Raw genomic sequence first — 19,541 nt, 5'->3', positions numbered from 1 at the left:
ATTCATCCATATTGTGAATGAAGCATAACGGCGTAGGTTATACGAAAATGAGCAATTGCTTATTGCTGCCACTTATATCTTAATCAGTTTTCCTGATCCTTTTATATCAGTCTCCAATTTCGTTGGTGTACCTGAATAGGTAACATTACCACTGCCAAGGATACTCACCCGCAATTCTTTTTCCACCTGGATGGTATGCGCTCCTGAGCCCCTGATCGTAATATCAGCGGTTTGCACGGTCATATCCAGTGCGGAAATATTGCCGCTGCCATTGATATCACTGTTCAGTGTTGTAGCATGACCTTTCATGATCAGATCACCGGAACCATTGATCGTTGTGGAGATTGCTGTGGTGGCCAGTGCCAGGGAAGCATTGGCGCTACCATTCAACACATACCTGAACGATGTACTTTGTAAGGTATCCTTATTATCCAATGAGCCGGAACCGGAAAAAGTGATGCGCTGAAAGAGGCGGCTGTGTACATATATATGTATCGGCATATGCCGGCGGATATTGACATGATTTTTTGTACGCACATACAGGATATTGCCATGGGTACCGGTTTCGATAACACCCATAATATTATCTTCTGCCTTGATTACTACCTGGGCACTGCTATCCTGCAACAGGTGTACCTCAAACGCACCTGATATTTCCACCTCCGTGAAAGGAGCAGTAGTACGTGTTTCTTCTACCACATTTCCTGAGCCGGTAATGCGCTCTTTTGTGCAACCGCCGAGGATCAGCGCGAAGATCGCCAGCATGAGTAAAAACCATCCTACACTGAGGCTGGTATAAGTAATTAAGAATTGTTTCTTCATAACCATCATTTTTTTGGGGGTTTATAAAAGCATGACGGTTGAAGGAACATTTACCCCTACGACCCCGGAATTAAAATCGGGGATCTTGATAAAACGGATCTTTAGCTGGATAAAAAGAAATGGGAACAGCTGCCAGGCCACAAAAAAAGCCGGCCGTACAGACGTACGGACCGGCTTATGATTAACCCCTATGAAAACCAACTATTGCGCTTATTTATTCTCCTAATTTGATCTCTCCGAGATCGGTGGCTTTTCCATCTTCCACTTTAACATCGTTAACAGTTGCAGGTTTAAGTGGTTCTTTGGCTCCTATAATAATAGTATACACGCCTGTTTTTGCATTTTGAAAACTAAATGCGCCATCTGAAACGGGTGACTTGAGCGTATCTGTACCCTGGATGGCCCAGGCCTCTGTGGCTCCGGCAGCAGGTGTTACTTTACCTGTGATGGAACCGCCATCAATACCTTTAAATGCAAAAGCTACAAACGCTACAGCCGCAAGTGCTAACATGGTTACTTTCATCTTTTTCATAGCATACGATTTAAAATGTTTAACAATAAAGATTACATGGTAAGTAAAGGTGTTAGCATTGTATGATGTCTGTTTTAAAATGTAAAGAACTTCTTGTATAGACCAATTTTGCAATTACGGTGCCACAGTATTTCGTTCATCTGCTCTTTAACAATACTTTTGGAAGACATTAACAAAACAAAAAAGTCTTCCGGAATGACCGGAAGACTTCTCCAATAGCTTTTATCTTATGTATTATCTTCTGTTCAATTTGCTCAACAGGCGCAGGATTTCGAGGTACAACCAAACCAGTGTTACCAGCAGTCCGAAAGAACCATACCACTCAAAATACTTTGGTGCACCCTGTGCGGCTCCCTGTTCAATCATATCAAAATCAAGAATGAGGTTCAGGGCAGCAATACTTACTACCACCAGTGAAAATATAATTCCGAAAGTACCGCTGCTGTGAATAAACGGAATATCAACATGGAACAAACGAAGTACAATAGCGATCAGGTAAAAGATACCGATACCCATTGTAGCTGTTATAATGATAGATTTAAAACGTTCAGTTGCGCGGATCACTCCTGTGCGGTATAATACCAGCATCGCGATGAAGGTGCCGAAAGTAAGACCTACCGCCTGTAATACGATACCTTGATATTGACCGTTAAACATAGCAGAGATAGCCCCCAGGAATAAACCTTGTGCAATGGCGTAAGCCGGTGCAAGATAGGGAGACCATTCTTTTTTGAAGATGATCACCAGCGCCAGTACAAAACCGCCTATTGCACCTCCTATTACCAGTGGCATCACATTGCTGCTGCCCCTTAAAAATTCTCCGTAAGAAAATACTGCTGCTGCCATCAGCATGACCAGCAGGAAAGACATCTTATTAACCGTCCCGCGAATGGTCATGGTTTCGCCTTCCGTGTGAGCAACCTTGTCGAATATACTTTGCTTCAGTACAGGGTTGTTCGATTGAAATAGTGCCATAAAGTATAGTTTAAAAATTAGGGGTAAAAATACGATTTGATTTGATATCACCGCATTTGAAGGAGGTAATTTGTCAGAAAATTAGCATTTGTGAGCCAATAACTTCCAGTTATAACCCATAACAAGAAGTAATCAGAATGCTGCATTCAGACGATAATAGTCTACTAAAGTTGTGTACTTTTGTGTAGCAATTTAAAACCAAATCTGAAGGGATATGGTATTACTACCTGCCGATTACCTAAATTTACATCTTTAAAAGATACCTTAAAAGAACAATAGATGCCTAATATTTCGATTCAAAAGCTGGATGATGTCGTGATAAAATTCGCAGGCGACAGTGGAGACGGGATGCAATTAACGGGTAGCCAGTTTTCAAATAATACCGCTTTATTCGGTAATGACCTGAGTACTTTCCCGGATTTTCCCGCCGAAATACGCGCTCCAATAGGTACTTTGCCGGGCGTGAGCGGATTTCAGCTTCATTTTTCTTCTAACAGAATATTTACACCGGGTGATGCCTGTGATGTACTGGTGGCGATGAATGCCGCTGCCCTGAAAGTAAACCTGAAAGGATTGAAAAAAGGCGGGATTATTATCGCCAACACAGACGGTTTTGACAGTAAGAACCTGCGTCTTGCCAACTATCCCGAGGGCATCAACCCCCTGGAAGACGGTTCTCTGGTGAACTATCAGCTGCATTCCATGGATGTTACCAAAATGACCCGTGAAGCACTGAAAGATATCAGCATGGGCATGAAGGAGAAAGACCGTGCAAAAAATATGTTTGTACTGGGCTTCCTCTATTGGCTGTATGACCGTAACATGGAAAACACAGAAGTTTTCCTGAAAGAGAAGTTCGGTAAAAAAGCAGAGATCCTGGAAAGTAACCTGAGAGCCCTGCATGCAGGTTACAACTTCGCCGATACCGTGGAAGCTTTCACTACCCGCTATCACGTAGAAAAGGCCCGTATGGAGCCAGGTACCTACCGCAGCATTACCGGTAATACGGCGCTGTCTTACGGTCTGGTGGCTGCTTCACAGAAAGCTAACCTACCACTTTTCCTGGGTACTTACCCGATTACACCGGCTTCCGATATCCTGCATGAACTCAGCCGCTTCAAAAATTTTGGTATCCGTACTTTCCAGGCAGAAGATGAAATTGCTGGTATTAGTTCCGCTATCGGCGCCTCTTATGGCGGCCATATGGGATTAACCACTACTTCCGGCCCGGGTATGGCGCTGAAAGGCGAAGCCATGGGACTGGCAGTAATGCTGGAAATTCCGTTACTGATCATTGATATTCAGCGTGGTGGACCTTCTACAGGGCTGCCTACCAAAACAGAGCAATCGGATCTGTTACAGGCTTATTATGGCCGTAATGGAGAGTGTCCGATGCCAGTTATATCAGCTTCCACACCGGCAGATTGCTTCGATGCCATTTTTGAAGCCTTCCGCATTGCTGTGCAGCACATGACACCGGTCATCTTCCTCAGCGATGGATATATTGCCAATGGTTCCGAACCATGGCGTTTCCCCAAGAGTGCCGACCTGCCTGCCATTGAAGTGAAATTCAAGAAAGGATTGGAAGAAGGGGAAGAACATTTCCTGCCTTATCACCGCGATGAAAACCTGGTGCGCCCCTGGGCGGTACCTGGTACACCGGGGCTGGAACACCGTATTGGTGGACTGGAAAAACAGAATATTACCGGTAATGTGAGCTATGATCCGGAAAACCACCAGCTGATGGTGAAGATCCGCCAGGAGAAGGTAGATAAGATTGCCGATAGTATTCCGTTACAAAAGATCGAAGTAGGTCCGGAAAAAGGTAAAGTACTGGTATTAGGCTGGGGTTCTACCTATGGCGCTATCAAAAGTGCTGTACTGGAGCTGTTGGCAGAAGGCCACGAAGTAGCGCATGCACAAATTCGCCATCTGCGCCCCTTCCCGAAAAATCTGGAAGAAATATTGCATAGCTACGATAAAGTACTGATTCCTGAAATTAACAATGGTCAGCTCATCAAAATAATCCGTGACCAGTATCTGATTGATGCTCAGGGCTATCACAAAATAATGGGCGTGCCCATTACAAAAGGAGAACTCGTTACGAGGATCAGGGAGATGCTGTAAAAGCTCACGTAAAGACACAAAAGCGTAAAAAAATAAAGGGCGCAGGGATTATTTATAATCTTTGCGCCCTTCTTTTTTACCGGATGCGTTCGTGAAAACCTGCCGGATTTTTTGTATTTTCCCATACGGGGATATTACAGCTACCTCCCGTTTTCGTAGATCTTTAAGTAAGCTATTATGAAAAACCTTTTTCGTGTATTGTTGAGCGTTATTACGGTTGCTGTATTGTACCTGCCAGTAAATGCCCAGAAAAATACTTTTGAAGTGCGGGTGGCGAATCACGCCATAGGTACCATTGAGGCGCAACGTAAGGTAAATGGGACTGCTAAAAGTATTGTCATTAAAACACGTATTCAAACAATATTGTCTAAAGTGAACAGTGATATCATTAATGAATACAATAATAATGTACTGACCATGGCCCGGTCTACACGGGTATCAGGATCCGGTAAGAGCAACGATGATAAGGAGACAACTACCCGCCGTAACGGCAACGACTATACGATTATATTGAATGGCACAAAATTAAAAATAGACAATACCGAAATTGATCATTGTGTAGGAGAACTTTATTTTGCAGAACCCAAACAGGTAACCCGCATCTTTTCTGAAACACTGGGCCGCTTTTTACAACTCAGACCCCTCGGCAGCGGTGAGTATGAACTGGTACTCCCCGAAGGGAAAAAGAACATCTACAAATACCTGAATGGCACCCTCGTACAGGTGGAGGTAAACCACACATTTGGGAAAGCGATATTCGTCAAGATATGAACACCGGATAGGGATTTACGGATTTTTTGATTTACGAATTTAGGGATTTAAAATGTAGCGAAGGTCTTCGCGTAAATCTTCTCTGTGTTTTCAAACGGATCATCTTCGCTGCATTTTAAATCCCTAAATTCGTAAATCAAAAAATCCGTAAATCCTTTCTATGCCTGGTCGGTCTGCTCTATGATCTGTCCTGTTTTTTTATCTTTCAGGATGAGTTTTTGGGCACCGAAATGCGTCATTTCTTCTTTTATCAGGTAGTATTGTTCGTTGTAATCAACCAGTGTTTTTGTTTGGGTAACGCCTTCCTGACCGCGCCAGATTTCCAGGTTCACGGGTTCCCATTGTTTGGTGGCAGCACTTTTGTAGGCGGCATCCAGCACAGCGTTTACAACGTAGCCATCGTAAAAGGTTTCACGGGGTTCCTGCTTACTTTCCATGGCATTGAACATGTCGGTAAACATATGATTGTATCCCAGCTCGTTCAACTCATCACCAACGGGAAACAGCCAGCCGGTATTACTTTCCGCCTTTTCTGCCACGTAGTCGGCGCCTTTTCCGGTGGTGAACATATCGAAGCCGGTACGTAAAAAGCTATTGAGCCAGATCGTTCCTTCTGTGCCCATCACTTCATCGCGCAGGTCAAGACCACCACGGAAAGTCCAGCTTACTTCAAACTGACCGATCGCGCCGTTTTCGTATTTCACCAGCCCTATAGCGTGATCTTCTGCATCAATGGGTTTCACCTGTGTATCTGCCCAACACATTACTTCTACCGGTTTAATATCTTTCCCGATAAAACTGCGGGCAATTTCCACGCAATGACAGCCAAGATCAAGCATACAGCCGCCGCCTGCCTGTTCTTTATCCCAGAACCATTCACTGTGGGGGCCAGGATGTGCTTCCCTGGACTTGGCCCAAAGAATACGCCCTAAAGCGCCATCCTGCACACTTTTCAGGGCCTTTGAAAATTTAGGGGTATACACCAGGTCTTCCAGGTAACCATGGAAAATACCGGCTTTCTCCACTGCTTCCAGCATCCGTTTGGCTTCCGCAGCATTGCGGCCCAGCGGCTTGGTACAGATCACTGCTTTTTTGTGCTTGCAGCACAGGTTCACCGCTGCTTCGTGCAGGTTGTTGGGAAGCGATACACATACCACTTCCACATCAGGATGAGCTATGGCTTCTTCCATGTCCTGTGTCTGATGCGCCACATCATAATCGGTGGCAAATTTTGCAGTACTTTCCGCACGGCGGGAATAAATACTTACAATTTTATCACGGCTGCGCTGCCCCTGTAGCGAATCTGCATAAAACCGCCCGATAAAGCCCGAGCCCAGCATTGCAATTTTTGCCATAGAATTTTGATTTTGAGATTTTTTGATTTTGAGATTTAGGGATTTGAAATGCGGCAAAGACCGATATTAAATAATCTTCGCTGCATTTCAAATCCCTAAATCTCAAAATCAAAAAATCCGTAAATATTTATTTTTTGTCTTTAAACAGTAACATAAATAATACTAATACTACCGCTGCAATACCGGCAGGGATCAGCCAGATGGCTTGCCAGTTATGGCCTCCGGATGTTTTGTATGCCTCTACAATAGGACCGGAAATCAGGAAACCGATCAGCATACCTACTCCATAAGTAGCCAGCGTTACAAAGCCCTGTGCAGAGCTTTTAAATTCTTCTCCCGCCAGTTTATCGGTATAGATCTGACCCGTTACAAAGAAGAAGTCATAACAGATACCATGTAAGATAATACCAACGATCAGCATCCAGTAGTTGGAATCCACATTACCGTAGGCAAACAGTATATAACGCAGCACCCATGCCAGCATACCCAGTGCCAGCATCTTTTTTACACCCAGTCTGACAAAGAACAAAGGCATTACCAGCATGAAGAGGAATTCAGACATCTGACCGAGCGATTGCTTACCGGCAGCTGCATTCATGCCTATTTCATTGAGGAAGGGGTTGGTGAAATTATAGTAAAATGCGAGTGGTATACAAATAGCGATAGAGGAGATGAAGAACAGCAGGTAAGAGCGGTTTTTCAGCATGCGGATGGCATCCAGGCCCAGGATTTCTTTCACGGAAATCTGTGTCCCTTTTTTCAGCGGCGGCGTTTTAGGCAGCGTAAAACTAAAAACACCTAGCAGCAAAGAGGCCATAGCAGCCATTTTGAAAGTAAGGTCCAGGGTGTTGCTTTGTTCCCAGTTTAACCATCCAATCAACAGTCCGGCTATGATCCAGCCGATAGTACCAAATACACGGATAGAAGAAAAATCTTTACTCGGATCATTCATCTGCCGGAAGGAGATGGAGTTTACCAGCGCCAGCGTAGGCATGTACAGGATCATGTACAGCAGTAAAACAGGGTAGAAGCTGTCGAAGTTGGTCATGCCCGAACAGGTCCATAACAGTGCTGCGCCCACCAGGTGGATTGCACCGAGGATAATTTGTGCGGAGATAAAGCGGTCTGCTATAATCCCTACAATGAAAGGTGCAATAACAGCACCGATAGATTGTGTGAGAAAAGCCACGCTTACCTGTGTAGCGTTTGTATCCTGCAGATTTTTTAATACAAAGGTTCCTAATGTCACAAACCATGCTCCCCAGATAAAAAACTCCAGGAACATCATGAAAGACAATTGCACTCTAACGGTTGATTTCATAACGATTGATTCTTTTCTTTATTTGTTGTGTCTTATTGAACTGTTTAAGATAGGAAATAATTGTAATCGTCTGAAAAATTAATGATGGAAGCAGTAAACAATATCCGTTTTTAAAGTTTCTCCAGGTGTAATGGTTACCCGGCTTTAATCAGCTGCTGATAGTATTTGCAGGCGGGTCTTAATCCGCACTCCCCGCATTTTGGACTTCTTGCCACGCAGGTATAGCGGCCATGCAGGATAAGCCAGTGATGGGCGATGTGTACTTTTTCTTCGGGAATATTTTTCAGCAGTTGTAATTCTGTTTGCAAGGGTGTTTTGGCATTGGTAGTAAGACCTATGCGCGCTGATACACGGAATACATGGGTATCTACCGCCATATTGGGTTGCTGGTGTACCACAGATGTGATAACATTGGCCGTTTTGCGGCCTACGCCGGGTAGTTTTATCAGTTCGGCTACGGTAGCCGGGATTTCACCGTTGAAGTCTTCCATGACCATCTGTGCCATCCCTATGAGGTGTTTTGTTTTATTGTTGGGATAACTGATGCTGCGGATCAGTGGAAAGAGGTCGTCGAAGGTAGCATGGCTTAAAGCGGCTACATCCGGGTACTGCGCGAAGATCGCAGGCGTAGTCATGTTTACACGTTTATCCGTGCATTGTGCGGAAAGGATAACGGCCACCAGCAATTGGTAGGTACTGTCATAGATGAGCTCAGTTTCTGCATTGGGCGCATGGGCCTCAAAGTAGTTGAGCACGAATGCATAACGCTCTTTTTTGGTCATGCGGTAAAGATAGAAAAATGAAAGGGCAACTGCACGCCAGGCACAGCAAAATATAGGGGCAAATCCAGTATTACTGTAACTATTCCTGTTCGGCACTGGTGGCCGCATAATCGATGATAAGCTGCATAGTAGCGGCTCTTGGCGAATAGCGAATAGTGTTCAGTGCGGCTTTGGTATTGTCGATACAAGCTTGCTCTTCCCGGGTTAAAATGGGCTCTTCCTGGTGATGTTTTATTTCGCTATCAGTAACAAGACACAGGTTGTTGAGGGCGGATAGTGTAAAATTACTCATGCATTATTGTTTTAATAAAAGAATTGTGTACAGGATTATAACGACAGAATTGCGGTATGTATTGTTAATTTAAGATAAATTTTTAAGATACCCAAGGGTTGGACAATCTTATTGTTGCGGAGCAGGGGCCATAATGAAGAGGTCTTCATTATCTTTCTTCATATAATATTTCTCCCGGGCAAATTTCTCCAATTTTTCAGGGCTGGAAAGCAGCTCCTGCTGTTCTTCTTTGGTTTGTTTGATCTCCTTGATGAAGAATTCTTTCTGACCTTCCAGCTTATTTACTTCAGACTGGAACTGGTATTGGTACATGAGGTTTGTCTTATCCAAAAAAGCGAGCCATACCACAAAAGCCACGGCAGTAATAAAGAACTTGTTCTTTAAATACCTCGGAATTCTTATGGATTTGAATAAAGACATGGGTGTAAATTAAATAAAAAAGACCAGGATTTAACAGATTATCATGATTTATAGGATGGGTGTAGGAGAAAAAGCGAATATTTCCGCTTTAATCTTCCAGACCATCTTATAAATCCTGGTAATCAATTAAATCCCGGTCAACGAAATCCTGATCAAACAAAGCAAATTTCTCTACCTCTATCTCCCGGTTAAATCCTATAAATCTTTGTAATCCGTTAAATCTTGGTCTTTACGCTGATCAGGTTAGTAGGGTATACGGCTACATCGCCCAGTGCTTCTTCAATACGGAGCAGCTGATTGTATTTAGCCATACGATCCGTACGGGAAGCAGAACCGGTTTTGATCTGACCGCAGTTCAGTGCTACTGCGAGGTCAGCGATGGTAGTATCTTCTGTTTCTCCGGAACGGTGGCTCATGATGGAAGTATAACCGGCTTTGTGGGCCATGTTTACTGCATCGATGGTTTCCGTTACGGTACCGATCTGGTTTACTTTAACGAGGATACTGTTAGCGATGTTCTGGTCAATACCTTGTTTCAGACGGAGTACGTTGGTAACGAACAGGTCATCACCTACCAGCTGTACGCGGTTACCCACGGATTCAGTCAGTTTTTTCCAGCCAGCCCAGTCATCTTCTGCCATACCATCTTCGATGGAAACGATCGGATATTTATTACACCATTCTGTCCAGTAAGCCACCATTTCATCGCTGCTGATTACTTTCTGTGAGCTTTTGTAGAATTTGTAAGAGTTGGTAGCATCGTCATACATTTCGCTGCTGGCAGCATCCAGGGCGATAGCAATCTGCTCGCCTGGTGTGTAACCTGCTGCTTTAATGGCTTCCAGTACGGTTTCGATAGCTTCTTCATTGCTCTGTATTTCAGGAGCAAAGCCGCCTTCGTCACCTACGTTGGTGCTGTAACCTTTCTTTTTGAGTACGGATTTCAGGTGGTGGAATACTTCCACGCCCCAGCGCAGGCCTTCAGAGAAGGAAGTAGCGCCTACCGGAACGATCATAAATTCCTGGAAATCGATTTTGTTATCAGCGTGCGCACCGCCATTGATGATGTTCATCAAAGGGATAGGCAGGGTAAATGCGTTTACACCACCGAGGTAACGGTACAGTGGCTGATTGCATTCGTCGGCTGCAGCCTTGGCTACGGCCATGCTTACTGCCAGGGTAGCGTTAGCGCCTAGTTTGGCTTTGTTGGGGGTGCCATCGAGTTCGATCAGCAGTTTATCAATACCGGCCTGGTCGGTAACATCCCAGCCTATCAGTTCTTCCGCAATGATGTCATTTACATTATTAACGGCCTGAAGTACGCCTTTACCCATGTAAACACTCTTGTCGTTGTCACGCAGTTCAACGGCTTCATGCTTTCCTGTAGAAGCACCGGAGGGAACAGCAGCACGACCAAAATGACCATCTTCTGTGGTCACATCCACTTCAATAGTAGGATTACCGCGGCTATCGAGGATTTGCCTGGCATGGATTTCTGAAATAATACTCATAATACGAAAGTTAAAATTGTTATAGTCAGCTGTTGCAATTAGCAAATATCTAACAGTTAATTGCTTTTTTTAGTCAGTTCCCGAAAAATTGTTTCCAGACTTTGTGAATTGCTCTGCAAAGAAAGGATGTTCCTGTTATTTATCAAAGCAAATTGCATTAGGTTTTTTCGGACCTGGTCCACCTGGCTGGTGTATAATTGCCAGGTATTGTCTTCCAGGGCCGACAGACGGGCCACTCCGGCTATTTCCATCAGCTCGGCAGCCGTTATCGGCCCGCCAAAGGTAACCTGTATATAACCATTGTCTGTATTGTTTTTCTGAAGCTGCGAGAGCTGGTCGTCCGCAATGATCTTTCCCTGGTTAATGATGATCACCCGGGCGCAGAGGGCCTCTACTTCCTGCATGATATGAGTAGAGAGGATCACTGTTTTGTCTGTCCCCAGCTCTTTGATCAGCCGGCGGATGTCTGCCAGCTGGTTCGGATCCAGGCCGGTAGTGGGTTCATCCAGGATCAGCACTTCCGGATCATGCAGCAGGGCCTGTGCCAGCCCTACCCGTTGTTTATATCCGTTGGATAATGCCCCGATCTTCTTCCTGCTTTCCGGTAGCAGCCCCGTAAAACCGATCACTTCTGCAATCCGCTGGCTGCTGATACGGCCCATCTGGTGGATACCCGCAATAAATTCCAGGAACTCCTTTACATACATGTCGTAATACAACGGATTGGATTCCGGCAGGTATCCTACGCGTTTACGTACTTCCAGCGACTGATCCACAATGTCAAAGCCACATACACTGGCTTTTCCGCTGGTAGGCGGTAAGAAACCGGTGATCATTTTCATGGTAGTGGATTTTCCAGCGCCGTTAGGACCCAGGAAACCCGTGATCTCCCCTTTCTTTAATTCAAAGGAAATCGCATCTACTGCCCGCTGTTCGCCATAAACCTTACTAAGTTGTGATACCTGGATAGACATGTATGATAGCTCGTTTTGCGGCAACTAAAGTACTGAAGAAATTACGAATTACGAATTGTGAATTGGGATGTGTTGCGGTCGCACCCTTCGTGTGAAATTCCTACATTTGCATAATTATGAAGAGAGTCATAGGTTTATTTTGCTTACTACCGCATTTATTACAGGCACAATCCATCCCGAAAAAGAACTATCCACAGGATTATTTCAGGAACCCGTTGAACGTACCCATTGTATTGGCGGGCAACTTCGGGGAGTTGCGGCCTAACCACTTTCACTCTGGCATGGATATCAAAACCCAGCAAAGGGAAAACCTGGAAGTACATGCTGCGGCAGATGGTTATGTAAGTCGCATCGGGGTTTCTCATACCGGTTTCGGCAATGTGCTCTACATCACTCACCCCAACGGATATACTACGGTATATGCCCATCTGAACAGATTCTTCCCTGCCTTACAGCACTATGTATTGCAGCAACAATATACTGCCGAGAGCTGGGCCAGCAATCTGGCTATTCCTGCCGGCATGTTCCCGGTAAAGAAAGGCGACTTTGTTGCCTGGAGTGGTAATACCGGCGGTTCTGCCGGTCCGCACCTGCACTTCGAAATCAGGAATACACAAACTGAAAAGCCGCTGAACCCCCTGCTTTTTGGTTTCGATATCGCTGATACCCGCGCCCCGGACGTTTATCGTATAGCCATATACGATATGGAGAAAAGTATTTACGAGCAGCAACCCATTATGCTGCCGGTAAAGAAAGTGGGCAATAACTACGTCACCACACAACCCGTTATAAAAGTAAAGGCAGGCAAAGTGGGGTTGGGCCTCAACGCCATCGACCGGATGAACAATGCGCCTAATACATACGGTATATATGAAGTAACTATGCTTCATAACGGCACCCCGGATATTGACTTTCAGCTGGACGACATCGGTTATGATGAAACCCGCTATCTCAATGCACACATCGATTATAAAGTAAAAAAGGGAGGTGGCCCTTATCTGCAGCTGGTATTCGCTTTGCCGGGTAATGAACTGGATGTTTATCACGACCTGAAAGGTGATGGCACCATCAACCTGGCCGACGGCGCTGTACATGAAGTAACATTACTGGTGAAAGACGCCTATGGCAATACCTCCACCGTAAAAGTGGACTTACAGCAGGCAGGTCCCGAAGTAGCAGATAAAGCCTGCGCCAATACCATGTATCCCGACTCCCGCAATATTTTTGAAAATAACCAGGTAGAGTTTTACCTGGATGAAAAAGCGTTGTACGATCATATCTGTTTCAACTACCAGGAACTACCAGCTACCAATCCTAAATGGTATTCCAATATTTACCGTTTGCATACGCCGCTGGTTCCTGTTCACGATGCCTATGATATCCGTATGCGTCCGTCCAGGAATGTTCCTGAATACCTGCGCCCTAAAATAGTGATGGTGCGGGAAGGACTGGGCAGCAGCGTTTCTTCCACAGTACTGGAAGATGGCTGGTATAAAGGCACTTTCCGGGACTTTGGCAACTTCCACCTGGAAGTAGATACCACCGCTCCAAGAGTGGCGCCGGTAGGCGTAAAACCTGGTGCTAACCTGTCAAAGGCCACCAAGCTATCTTTTGTGATCAGCGATGGCAGCGGGATCAAAGACTTCCGCGGCGAACTGGATGGTAAATGGCTGCTCTTCTCGCGCAGAGGCAACGTACTGACCTATACTTTTGATGAGCATTGCCCGCGTGGTAAACATACAATGGTGATGAAGGCCACGGATATCGCCGGCAACGAAGGCGTTTACCGGTTAAGTTTCATCCGTTAAAACACAATAAATTTTTTGATTTTCTATATTATCATTTAAATAAAACAGGCTTCCATATGACGAACTTAAAAGAAGGCGATAAAGCGCCGGTTTTCAAAGGAAAAGATCAGCACGGCAAAACTGTATCATTAACGGATCTTAAAGGCAAACGCGTAGTGCTGTATTTTTATCCGAAGGATATGACGCCAGGCTGCACAGCCCAGGCCTGTAACCTGCGTGACAACTACCAGGAGCTCACCAAAAAAGGATATGCTGTAGTAGGCGTAAGCACCGACAGCGAACAAAGCCATCAGAAGTTTATAGAAAAATATGAACTGCCTTTTACTTTACTGGCGGATGAAGATAAAACCATCGTCAACCAGTATGGTGTTTTTGGAGAGAAGCAGATGATGGGTAAAACCTATGATGGTATCTTCCGTACTACTTTCCTGATCAATGATAAAGGGGTAATTGATCACATCATCAGAAAGCCGGATACCAAAAACCACACAGAGGAGATATTGGAGATCTGGAAATAATAAATATTTAGGGATTTTTTGATTTACGAATTTAGGGATTTGAAATGCAGCGGATATTCACGCGAAAATCTTTGCTGCATTTCAAATCCCTAAATTCGTAAATCAAAAAATCCCTAAATTATTTTCTATCTTTTTTGTCTTTGTTTCCTGAACAGGTTACCGGTTTTGAACTTGTTACCTTCAGGGCTGCCTACACGATCCATGGCACAACGGAAGCCTACGGTGTTAGTGGCCATATCTTCCTGCATAAAGCGGCGGGTGCCTGGTGAAAGCCAGTAAGCACGGTCGTTCCAGCTACCACCTTTGATCACGTGAGATTTATCATTGATCAGGGAAGTGATACCATAACCATATTCAACCTGGGAAAGAGAGTCACCATCGAGGTAGTTGATAACATCTCCTTTCTGATAGTTCAAACGGTTGGCACTTTCTTCGTCGGTTACATCACGCATTTTCAGGTGACCGAGACTATCTTTTTCAAATTCTTTATCGCCATTCTGGTAAACAGTCTGGAATTTGTTACCACGGAAGTAGTTGAAGTCTTCCCCGTCAATCGGGTTGAGTGGTCTGTAAACGTCCAGTACCCATTCCGCTACGTTACCTGACATATTGTAGATACCGAACGTGTTAGGATAGAAAGAGCGGATAGGACCGGGGATAGAGGCACGGTCATTCAAACCACCGGCCACACCCATGTTATCACCGGAACCGCGCTTGAAGTTGGCCAGGAACTGGCCTTGCATGGTGCCGCGGCGGATATCACGCAAGCCGCTGGTATTGGTACCCCAGGAGTACACCTGTTTGTTCATGATCAGCTCTTCCCCATGTTTGCCTTCTTTTTTGGAAGGACCGGGGTTCTGACCAATATAACCCAGTGCAGCATATTCCCATTCAGCTTCTGTAGGCAGGCGGTAAGCAGGCAGCATTACACCATCTTCAAAGATGGCATTACGCGGTGTACCGTCTGCATTTTTAAACTGATCCTTGGTGCCTTTGGACATTTTGCCCGGTGTACCTTCGTACAGGCCGGCACTATAGGATTTGGTATCAAAAGTATTGTCGTCAGACTGGTTGGTAACATCTGCTTTGGAAAGCAAACCTTTATCCATCAACAGTTTTTCATTCACACGGTTGGAACGCCATTTACAGTAGTCAGTGGCCTGTTTCCAGGTAACACCTACTACCGGGTAGTCGTTGTAGGCCGGGTGGCGGAAGTAATACTCCACCAACGGCTCGTTGTAAGCCAGCTCACTACGCCATACCAGGGTATCGGGTAATGCATTGCGGTAAACATCCGGGAAGGACTCGTTGTAAACACGGGCCAGCCAGTAAAGATATTCACGGTAATGTACGTTGGCTACCTCCGATTCGTCAATGTAAAAAGAGGAAACGGTGATACGACGTGGAATGTTATTCCAGTCGCCCATTACGTCCTGCTCCGTAGCGCCCATAGCAAAAGTACCACCTTGTACAAATACAAGGCCGGGGCCGGTTTGCTGGTCCCTATTCTTAGCTACGCTGAAACCGCCCATTTTCTGGTCGTTGTAATTCCAGCCCGTAGCAGAAGATGCTTGTTTCTTCTTGCCGAAAAGTCCCCCGCCATCTTTATGACAGGCAGTCATGGATAGCATTACGCTGGTACCTACGAGCAATGATAAAGAGGTTAATCTACACATGCGATACAGCTTTAGTCGATTATTTTAACTGTAAACGCAAATGTACTCTTTTTTATTTTATGTTGAAAAAAATTAATTTGTAATGAAGATGCATGCATCTCCCCCTCATCACAGGCCCAATGCAGCCACAACCGAAGATATAATTGATATATTATATTATTTTTTTATCTTCGGATCTGCCTTCCTGCTACTTCTTCACAGGATGCGAGGCGGGAAAGAAACCAATGAAATTCAACTGCATTTTTATAGCTGCCTTCCTGTTTTTTGTTTTAGGTAACAGGGGTGTCTCCGCGCAAACACCGCAGCGGACATATAAAAGCAATGCTGCACTGGCTACCGGCAGCTGGCATAAGCTGGCTATCACCGCACCGGGCATCTATAAAATAGATCTGCCTTTGCTTAATAGCCTGGGTATCAACACCGAGCAGTTGTCTTCCGGCAAAATCCGGCTCTTTGGCAGCGGCGGACAAATGCTACCGGAACCAAACCAGGTTGCCCGCTATGACGATCTGCCGGAAATTTCCCTGCTACCGGAAGATGGGGGAGACGGTTACCTCAACGGCAGCGACTACCTGCTTTTTTATGCTCCCGGTCCACACCGGTGGACGTTCGATCCATTACAACGTACTTTTTCACACCAGTATAATCTCTATAGTGACACGGCGTGGTATTACATCACGGCAGCCGGGGATGGGCTGCGCATACAACAGGACAGTACCGACCCGCCACCTGATTTGCGGGAACACAATTTTGATTTTCATGCTTTTTATGAAAAGGATAGTCTTAATTTTCTGAATAGCGGCAAACAATGGTGGGGAGAGGAATTCAGTAAAGTGGTAGGCAACAGCCGTACTTATAATTTTTTATTGCCATCGGCGCCATCAGGACCGGTTACCGTTAATATCCGGGCGGCTGCGCGCAGTGCTACCGGCTGTAATTTCAACGTAAGCATAAATAAGGCGAAGGCGGGCAGTATTTACCTGTTGCCTGTGGCTGGCAGCGTGTTTGAAGCCATCGCTACTGCGGCTTATGGTACCGGGTCAGCCACGGTAACGGAGCCGGCGTTGCAGGTGGGCGTGGACTTTGCGCCCGGCGATCTCAACTCCCGTGGCTGGCTCGATTACCTGGAAGTGCAGGCCCGTTGCCCGCTGATTATGCCGGCATCGGGTGCGCTGCATTTTCGTAGTGCCATCAACGTTGGAAGCGGACAAAACATACAATATGCCCTGTATAACGTATCCGCACAAACGCAGTTGTGGGAAGTCACAGACCCGTTGCATCCGCTGGCCCTGCATAAAAAGATTCAGGGCGATTCACTGCTGTTTACCCGTTCCAACGACGTGTTGCGTGAATACATCGCTTTCCGCAGTGAGGACGCTGCCCGGCCGGTAGTAGTGGGTGCTGTGCCCAACCAGAACCTCCACGGGGCGGACCGGCCGGACCTGCTTATCATTACCACCACGGCGCTACAGGGACAGGCAGAAAGACTGGCCGCCTGGCATCGCAGCCATGATCAGTTGTCGGTGCTGGTAACCACCACCAACCAGGTATACAATGAATTTGCATCCGGCTCGCCAGACCCTACCGCGCTGCGCGACTATGTAAAAATGTTTTACGACCGTGGCGCTGCGCCCCGCTACCTGCTGTTGTTTGGCGCAGCCTCCTATGATTACCGGCAACGGATCAAGAACAACACCAACCACGTACCTTCCTGGCAAAGCGAGGCTTCCCTGGATGCTATTCATTCCTATGTGTCGGATGATTTCTTCGGCTTTCTCGGTGATGAGGAAGATATTACGCGGACAGATATTCCCAACCTGCTGGATCTCGGCATCGGCCGTCTGCCTGTACGCAACATAACAGAGGCTACACTGGCCGTAGATAAGATCATCCGTTACCAGCAACCGCAAACTTTCGGGCCATGGCGTAACCAGGTTACTTTTTTAGCAGATGATGAAGATGATAATCTCCATTTTAAAGATGCAGAGGCCATGAGCGATGTTATCACAACACATAATCATCTCCCAGATATTAATAAAATATACCTGGATGCTTATCCCCAGGAGATCACCGCAGCCGGTAGCAGATCGCCGGAAGTTAACAAGGCTATTGCAGCAGGCATCAATAAAGGCATGCTGGTACTCAATTACAGTGGGCATGGCAGCAATGCCCGGCTGGCAGAAGAAACCGTGATGGATGACACCAGCATCGGCGACTGGCAGAATGAAAACAGGCTGCCCCTGCTCATTACCGCCACCTGCGACTTTGCCCCTTTTGATGACCCGGCGGTGAATTCACTGGGACATAAAATATTATTACAGGGCCGCACCGGCGCCATCGCTTTAATGACCACCACCAGGGCGGTATTTGCCAATTCAAACCGGGTGATTAACGGCAACTACCTGGAGGCGGCTTTTACCCCGCAGGCAGATGGCAGCATGCTATCGCTGGGAGCGGCGGCACAGCAGGCCAAGAATCGCACCTACAGCACCTCCGGCGATATTATCAATAACCGGAAATTTCAACTGCTGGGCGATCCTGCACTCACACTGGCTTTTCCGCAGTACCGGGTTATTACGGACAGCATCAACGGGAAAGCGGTCACCACTGGAACAGATACCCTCAAAGCCCTGCAACAATGCACTATTAAAGGACATATCGCCGATGCGCAGGGCAACCGGGTAACAGACTATAATGGTATCCTGACCACCACGGTATACGATCAACCCGCTAGCCTGAAAACCCGTGGGAACGATCCGCACAGCCAGGTGGCCACTTACTCCCTGCAACAGAACAGGCTGTTCAGCGGTACGCAGTCTATCACCGGCGGCGCGTTTACTGTTACCTTCCAGGTGCCGGCAGATCTGCAGACCGGCGCTATGGCCGGAAAGATCAGTTACTATGCTGCCAACGACCAACATGATGGCGGCGGTTATTTTGATGGGTTTACCACCGGCGGTGTTGTGGTGAATCCACCGGGAGACAATACAGGTCCGGCTATTGGCGCCTGGCTGGAAACCCGTCACTTCAGCAGTGGCGATATTACCGGCCCCGATCCCTTGCTGATACTGGATCTGGCAGATAGCAGCGGTATTAATATCTCCGGAAATAATCCGGCATATAACCTGGTGGCCATACTGGATAGTACAGAATATTTCGTGTTAAATGATTATTTTGCGGCATCTTTGAACAGCTATAGGAAGGGAAACGTATTATTTCCTTTGCGCGGATTATCAACCGGAGAACACCGCATCACAATAAAGGCATGGGATACTTATAACAATGTTACTGTTACAAACATCTTTTTTAAGGTGGCAGAACCAGGCGCATTGGCAATTGAACAAGTAGTGAATTACCCCAATCCATTTCACGATGTGACAAGGTTTTCCTTTCTGCATAATCAGCAAGGGCAACAATTACAGGTAGATTTACAGGTATTTACCATTGGCGGAAGATTGGTCAGAACAATACGAAGCACAATATTTTCCAGTACAAGCCGTTTTGATGGCATCCCATGGGATGGTCGTGGTGATTCGGGAGCAAAGTTGCCGGCTGGCATTTATATTTACAGACTTATTATAGGCAGCGCAGGCAAAACCAGGACACTAGGCGGGAAAATGGTATTATTATAAAGCAGTTTTTTTCAATGTCCCTAAC

At 46.1% G+C, this 19,541-nt stretch carries 16 protein-coding genes; 5 read left to right on the top strand and 11 right to left on the bottom strand.

Going from position 1 to position 19,541, the window contains the following annotated elements:
• Positions 1-72 precede the first annotated feature (72 nt).
• The 3 genes from ABQ275_RS21720 to ABQ275_RS21710 all read right to left on the bottom strand — a co-directional run bounded on the left by ABQ275_RS21720 (position 73) and on the right by ABQ275_RS21710 (position 2,329).
• Positions 73-822 carry a head GIN domain-containing protein gene (locus ABQ275_RS21720; protein ID WP_349315238.1) on the bottom strand — a complete coding sequence of 250 codons (750 nt, stop codon included), beginning with the start codon at positions 820-822 and terminating at the stop codon, positions 73-75.
• Between the two features lie 214 nt (positions 823-1,036).
• Entirely contained in the window at positions 1,037-1,354 is a 318-nt protein-coding gene (locus ABQ275_RS21715) for a carboxypeptidase regulatory-like domain-containing protein (protein WP_349315237.1), read from the bottom strand.
• Positions 1,355-1,588: 234 nt separating this feature from the next.
• Positions 1,589-2,329, bottom strand: coding sequence for a Bax inhibitor-1/YccA family protein (locus ABQ275_RS21710; protein WP_349315236.1), 741 nt, complete (start codon positions 2,327-2,329; stop codon positions 1,589-1,591).
• 279 nt (positions 2,330-2,608) lie between these two features.
• Here ABQ275_RS21710 and ABQ275_RS21705 point away from each other — a divergent pair, with 279 nt between their 5' ends.
• A complete protein-coding gene (locus ABQ275_RS21705; RefSeq protein ID WP_349315235.1) occupies positions 2,609-4,456 on the top strand; it encodes a 2-oxoacid:acceptor oxidoreductase subunit alpha in 1,848 nt (615 codons plus the stop codon).
• Between the two features lie 177 nt (positions 4,457-4,633).
• Entirely contained in the window at positions 4,634-5,227 is a 594-nt protein-coding gene (locus ABQ275_RS21700) for a DUF6134 family protein (RefSeq protein WP_349315234.1), read from the top strand.
• Between the two features lie 158 nt (positions 5,228-5,385).
• On the opposite strand, the gene ABQ275_RS21695 is transcribed toward ABQ275_RS21700, so the two are convergent.
• The 7 genes from ABQ275_RS21695 to gldA form a co-directional block, all read right to left on the bottom strand.
• On the bottom strand, positions 5,386-6,582 hold the full coding sequence (locus ABQ275_RS21695; protein WP_349315233.1) for a Gfo/Idh/MocA family oxidoreductase: 1,197 nt from the start codon (positions 6,580-6,582) through the stop codon (positions 5,386-5,388).
• 127 nt (positions 6,583-6,709) lie between these two features.
• Positions 6,710-7,903, bottom strand: a complete 1,194-nt coding sequence (locus tag ABQ275_RS21690; protein ID WP_349315232.1) for a nucleoside permease — start codon at positions 7,901-7,903, stop codon at positions 6,710-6,712.
• 134 nt (positions 7,904-8,037) lie between these two features.
• On the bottom strand, positions 8,038-8,685 hold the full coding sequence (gene nth / locus ABQ275_RS21685; RefSeq protein ID WP_349315231.1) for an endonuclease III: 648 nt from the start codon (positions 8,683-8,685) through the stop codon (positions 8,038-8,040).
• 79 nt (positions 8,686-8,764) lie between these two features.
• Positions 8,765-8,977 carry a hypothetical protein gene (locus ABQ275_RS21680; RefSeq protein ID WP_349315230.1) on the bottom strand — a complete coding sequence of 71 codons (213 nt, stop codon included), beginning with the start codon at positions 8,975-8,977 and terminating at the stop codon, positions 8,765-8,767.
• Positions 8,978-9,085: 108 nt separating this feature from the next.
• Complete coding sequence (locus ABQ275_RS21675; protein ID WP_349315229.1) at positions 9,086-9,397, bottom strand: septum formation initiator family protein; 312 nt, start codon at positions 9,395-9,397, stop codon at positions 9,086-9,088.
• A gap of 215 nt (positions 9,398-9,612) precedes the next feature.
• A complete protein-coding gene (gene eno / locus ABQ275_RS21670) occupies positions 9,613-10,908 on the bottom strand; it encodes a phosphopyruvate hydratase (RefSeq protein ID WP_349315228.1) in 1,296 nt (431 codons plus the stop codon).
• Positions 10,909-10,964: 56 nt separating this feature from the next.
• Positions 10,965-11,882, bottom strand: coding sequence for a gliding motility-associated ABC transporter ATP-binding subunit GldA (gene gldA, locus ABQ275_RS21665; protein ID WP_349315227.1), 918 nt, complete (start codon positions 11,880-11,882; stop codon positions 10,965-10,967).
• A 116-nt stretch (positions 11,883-11,998) separates the two neighbouring features.
• On the opposite strand from gldA, the gene ABQ275_RS21660 reads away from it, so the two are divergent.
• Entirely contained in the window at positions 11,999-13,690 is a 1,692-nt protein-coding gene (locus ABQ275_RS21660) for a M23 family metallopeptidase (protein ID WP_349315226.1), read from the top strand.
• Positions 13,691-13,746: 56 nt separating this feature from the next.
• Positions 13,747-14,208 (top strand): thioredoxin-dependent thiol peroxidase, encoded by a 462-nt coding sequence (bcp, locus tag ABQ275_RS21655; protein WP_349315225.1) that lies wholly within the window; start codon positions 13,747-13,749, stop codon positions 14,206-14,208.
• 125 nt (positions 14,209-14,333) lie between these two features.
• Here the strand turns inward: bcp and ABQ275_RS21650 are convergent, their stop codons facing one another.
• Positions 14,334-15,884, bottom strand: coding sequence for an SUMF1/EgtB/PvdO family nonheme iron enzyme (locus ABQ275_RS21650; RefSeq protein WP_349315224.1), 1,551 nt, complete (start codon positions 15,882-15,884; stop codon positions 14,334-14,336).
• Between the two features lie 224 nt (positions 15,885-16,108).
• Here ABQ275_RS21650 and porU point away from each other — a divergent pair, with 224 nt between their 5' ends.
• On the top strand, positions 16,109-19,516 hold the full coding sequence (gene porU / locus ABQ275_RS21645) for a type IX secretion system sortase PorU (protein ID WP_349315223.1): 3,408 nt from the start codon (positions 16,109-16,111) through the stop codon (positions 19,514-19,516).
• The last annotated feature ends 25 nt before the right edge of the window (positions 19,517-19,541 follow it).

This window comes from Chitinophaga sp. MM2321, from assembly GCF_964033635.1.
Taxonomy (GTDB): domain Bacteria; phylum Bacteroidota; class Bacteroidia; order Chitinophagales; family Chitinophagaceae; genus Chitinophaga.
This window is presented reverse-complemented; position numbering and strand designations above follow the sequence as displayed.

What these genes read in the sequence shown, in the direction of transcription:
- ABQ275_RS21720 (WP_349315238.1), bottom strand. Translation starts at nt 822, where the DNA reads ATGAAGAAACAATTCTTAATTACTTATACCAGCCTCAGTGTAGGATGG.
- ABQ275_RS21715 (WP_349315237.1), bottom strand. Translation starts at nt 1,354, where the DNA reads ATGAAAAAGATGAAAGTAACCATGTTAGCACTTGCGGCTGTAGCGTTT.
- ABQ275_RS21710 (WP_349315236.1), bottom strand. Translation starts at nt 2,329, where the DNA reads ATGGCACTATTTCAATCGAACAACCCTGTACTGAAGCAAAGTATATTC.
- ABQ275_RS21705 (WP_349315235.1), top strand. Translation starts at nt 2,609, where the DNA reads ATGCCTAATATTTCGATTCAAAAGCTGGATGATGTCGTGATAAAATTC.
- ABQ275_RS21700 (WP_349315234.1), top strand. Translation starts at nt 4,634, where the DNA reads ATGAAAAACCTTTTTCGTGTATTGTTGAGCGTTATTACGGTTGCTGTA.
- ABQ275_RS21695 (WP_349315233.1), bottom strand. Translation starts at nt 6,582, where the DNA reads ATGGCAAAAATTGCAATGCTGGGCTCGGGCTTTATCGGGCGGTTTTAT.
- ABQ275_RS21690 (WP_349315232.1), bottom strand. Translation starts at nt 7,903, where the DNA reads ATGAAATCAACCGTTAGAGTGCAATTGTCTTTCATGATGTTCCTGGAG.
- nth (WP_349315231.1), bottom strand. Translation starts at nt 8,685, where the DNA reads ATGACCAAAAAAGAGCGTTATGCATTCGTGCTCAACTACTTTGAGGCC.
- ABQ275_RS21680 (WP_349315230.1), bottom strand. Translation starts at nt 8,977, where the DNA reads ATGAGTAATTTTACACTATCCGCCCTCAACAACCTGTGTCTTGTTACT.
- ABQ275_RS21675 (WP_349315229.1), bottom strand. Translation starts at nt 9,397, where the DNA reads ATGTCTTTATTCAAATCCATAAGAATTCCGAGGTATTTAAAGAACAAG.
- eno (WP_349315228.1), bottom strand. Translation starts at nt 10,908, where the DNA reads ATGAGTATTATTTCAGAAATCCATGCCAGGCAAATCCTCGATAGCCGC.
- gldA (WP_349315227.1), bottom strand. Translation starts at nt 11,882, where the DNA reads ATGTCTATCCAGGTATCACAACTTAGTAAGGTTTATGGCGAACAGCGG.
- ABQ275_RS21660 (WP_349315226.1), top strand. Translation starts at nt 11,999, where the DNA reads ATGAAGAGAGTCATAGGTTTATTTTGCTTACTACCGCATTTATTACAG.
- bcp (WP_349315225.1), top strand. Translation starts at nt 13,747, where the DNA reads ATGACGAACTTAAAAGAAGGCGATAAAGCGCCGGTTTTCAAAGGAAAA.
- ABQ275_RS21650 (WP_349315224.1), bottom strand. Translation starts at nt 15,884, where the DNA reads ATGTGTAGATTAACCTCTTTATCATTGCTCGTAGGTACCAGCGTAATG.
- porU (WP_349315223.1), top strand. Translation starts at nt 16,109, where the DNA reads ATGAAATTCAACTGCATTTTTATAGCTGCCTTCCTGTTTTTTGTTTTA.